The organism is Acinetobacter towneri DSM 14962 = CIP 107472 (assembly GCF_000368785.1).
In the GTDB taxonomy this organism is placed as follows: domain Bacteria; phylum Pseudomonadota; class Gammaproteobacteria; order Pseudomonadales; family Moraxellaceae; genus Acinetobacter; species Acinetobacter towneri.
Genome location: NZ_KB849687.1, coordinates 1 through 3,466, shown reverse-complemented (window position 1 = coordinate 3,466; position 3,466 = coordinate 1). Strand labels below are relative to the sequence as shown.

Below are 3,466 nucleotides of genomic sequence, written 5' to 3'. Positions count from 1 at the left end.
AACTATGAGGGATTGATGCGTGAACTATGAGGGATTGATGCGCATATATGAGCATTGATCAAATTCTCATATATGAGTTAGACTAGTCAATCTCATACAAATATAAATAAGCGGAGTGGTGGGAATGAAAAATGATTTAGTCGTAATGGATAATAATTTAATTAGAGCCTCATATAAGCTCACAGCAAACGAAATGCGATTAATCTTAGTTGCACTATCACAAATGCCTAAAGATCCTGATGAACCGATAGACCCAAAACAAGCGTATTACATCAGCAAAGATGATTTTGTACGATTGGGGGTTAAGCCGAATAATGTCGCTAGAGAAATTAGAGAGGCTTGTAGCGACCTGTTAAATCGAGTCGTTGTACTTGATACACCAATTGGTGATTTAGGTGTTCATTGGGTACATAATATTTTGCATTTCAAGACAGAAGTGTTTGAGCGATTAAAAAAAGAATATCCTAACGCTAAAAATGATGAAGAGTTTATAAACAACCTGCGACTGCACAATCTATTAGACAGTTTGCCAGTGATTGCCAAAAGTGATGAGAACATTATTGCTCGTATTGTTTTTCATGAGAACATGATTCCTTATATTAGTCAGTTAAAACAACAATTTACTAAATTAAATCTAACTGATGTTATGGGGTTTGGTAGTTTTTACAGTTACCGAATTTACTTGATGATGATGCAGTTCAAAGAAACGGAATTCTGTAAAATACACTTAGATGATTTACGTAATGCACTAGACTTGAATGATAAATACCCTTTAGCTGCTGATTTAAAACGATGGGTAATAGATACAGCAGTTGATGAAATCAACGAAAAATCGCCTTATTCAGTTAAATATGAACTAATAAAAACAGGGCGTAAATTTACGCACCTAGAATTAAAATTTAAGTCAAAAAAAGGAAGGAAGCCGATAGTAAAAGATTCTAAAAGAGATCCCAAAACACCTGATTTATTTATTCCTATGACTGATGCTCAACGTTATTTATTTGCAGCAAAACTTTCTGAAATGCCTGAAATGAGCAAATATTCTCAAGGTACGGAGAGTTATCAGCAATTTGCTATTCGTATCGCTGATATGTTTTTGGATACTGAAAAATTTAAGGAGTTATTACCTCTACTGAGAAAAGCTGGATTTCAATGACAATGTCAATTGACATTGTTAAGTTGACAGTCAACTATTAACACAAATTGAAAACTGGTTTACACAATGAAAAAACTGTCAGTTTCAGAACTAGCAAAATTGTATGGATACTCTAGACAAGCTATATATGCCCATGTAAATAAAGGAAATTTATCAAAAGGATCAGATGGCTTGATTGACTTTTCAGAGGCTTTAAGAGTGTTTGGAGAACCACAAAACAACAGCTCTACTGTCAACCAAAGTCAATCAATTAACAATCAAAATTTGACAGAAGTTGACTTATTAAAACGTCAAGTTGACATCCTGGAAAAACAGTTAAATCAGGCAGTGCAGAGAGAAAATCAAGCATTAGAACGTGAATCCTTCTATCAAGAACAGATTGAAGCTATGCAGCGCTTACTGGAAGCCCCAAAATCCAATATGGCTACGTTTACTGATCAAGAACAGCCACAAACGAATACAGCTCAAGAACAGCCAATTTTAAGCACCGATGATACGAAACATGACGGATTGACTACTGCTTCACCTAAACGGATTCCGATCCCTCAACATATCGAACCTACACCTAAAAAACGCAGCTTATTAGGTCGTTTAACGAAGGCTCTGTTTGAGGACTGATTACCAACCTACGCTAAAGAAAACCGTGGAACACTGTACAAATATTAACCGTGGAACGTGAAAAATCATAAAAAAAGCCCGAACAGGGATGTTCGGGCTATCAACTAGAAACTACAGCATTGATTTCTATAGATAATTATAACGCATTTCGTATAAGGTGTATTATGTTAATTTTATAAAGCCTTGAAAATTAAAAAAGGATCATATATTTATGATCCTTTTTGAAATAAATTTAAGTGAAGATAACTATTTCCAAATAGGCATCTGCTTTTCCTTTTATTAATGAAACTTAATTAGTCACTACTTCTATCTATGATACTAACGTTATTAAAGCTAGTTTTAAATAGGTTTTCATAAGTTTCTTTAAAAATTTCTTGCTCTCTGAGAATCTTAAATAATGGCCACTCATGTAATGCTACTTCACTTATTTCCTTTGCTGGTATTAACTTAACTATCAAATCACACGAGACTGGATGATCTTCATTTACACATGATATTGCTAATTGAAAAAGATCTTGCACAGAAGACCAGTCAAATCCGTCCAATATTTGACTACTTTTTTTCATATCTCCTGAATATTTATAAGCTAAACATAAGTTTATAGCTTGCATTCTCTTTCTATAGTCATTTGAATGCTTTTTTTGCCCTACTATGAATTCACCGATTTTAATTGCTAATGTGTGTTCTTCTTTAAACAGAAGTTCATAGATAATGTGTATCATGTACATATCAGATAAACCGAGTTCAGACTTATCTGACTCAAAAAACTTCCGCCATAGAGTGCAACCTAGTTTGACTATAATTTCATACATTACATCAAATGTTTCATTTAGATAGTCTAATGTGGCAGGCAATTTTTTTCCTATTTGTTCATCATTGATTGTAATTCCAACACTCTTACATACAGTTTGATATTGTGTAGAAATGACACCATCCGTATGAACAAATAAGTTTCTTCTTTCTGTTATCTCGATGAATTTTGGCCATATATCTAATTCTGTTAAGGTTTTAATTCCCGCTTTATTTGCTATAGTTTTAAATTGCTCTGAATGGCTCGATCTCAAAATACTCTCAATATCCTTTTCTATGATTTCTTCACGAATTTCTTCTATTGAAGAAAAAGATAAAATTTCTTTAATTGCATATTGTTGCCCACTACTATTTAATAATTCGGGCTTCATTTTATAAATATTTTTTAAAAGTGCTCCAACAAAATAGTCAAATTCACTTACATAAGATATTAAAAAATTGCGAGGTAAAATATCTCTAGAACGTACAAGACTAGCTAATCTCCTTTGTGCATCGTTCACTTTTCGGGCATGAGATGCAGGTATTTTATAAGTAATTTTTGTTTTATTTTCTTCATCTAAATCTTCTATTTCAACTGCCTCTTCTTCTTGTTTAAATGGGTCTAAGAGTTTATCAAGTGTATCGATTGCAGAATTAACTTCATTATCCAAAGAATTGAGAAGTATCGAACTAGACTCCCGAAGTCCTTCTAAAGATAGGATTGATTTAAGTATAACTTCACCAATTTCAGAGTTTGTTTTTTGTTCTAAAGACATTTATCTATAACTACCAATAATTTCTAATATAATGCTAAATGGTACATAGTTTTCATAAACAAGTGTCTATTTCCTAATAAGAAATATAGTTTTAATATTTACTTTCACCTCCATTTAACATAATGGT

The 3,466-nt window shown here is 32.5% G+C and carries 3 protein-coding genes; 2 read left to right on the top strand and 1 reads right to left on the bottom strand.

Features of this window, described 5'->3' with window-relative positions; genetic code table 11:
• The first annotated feature begins 124 nt into the window (after positions 1-124).
• On the top strand, positions 125-1,156 hold the full coding sequence (locus F947_RS01510; protein ID WP_004971337.1) for a RepB family plasmid replication initiator protein: 1,032 nt from the start codon (positions 125-127) through the stop codon (positions 1,154-1,156).
• Positions 1,157-1,222: 66 nt separating this feature from the next.
• On the top strand, positions 1,223-1,774 hold the full coding sequence (locus F947_RS01505; protein ID WP_004971336.1) for a plasmid replication DNA-binding protein: 552 nt from the start codon (positions 1,223-1,225) through the stop codon (positions 1,772-1,774).
• Positions 1,775-2,067: 293 nt separating this feature from the next.
• Here the strand turns inward: F947_RS01505 and F947_RS01500 are convergent, their stop codons facing one another.
• Positions 2,068-3,339 (bottom strand): hypothetical protein, encoded by a 1,272-nt coding sequence (locus F947_RS01500; RefSeq protein ID WP_004971335.1) that lies wholly within the window; start codon positions 3,337-3,339, stop codon positions 2,068-2,070.
• Between the last annotated feature and the right edge of the window lie 127 nt (positions 3,340-3,466).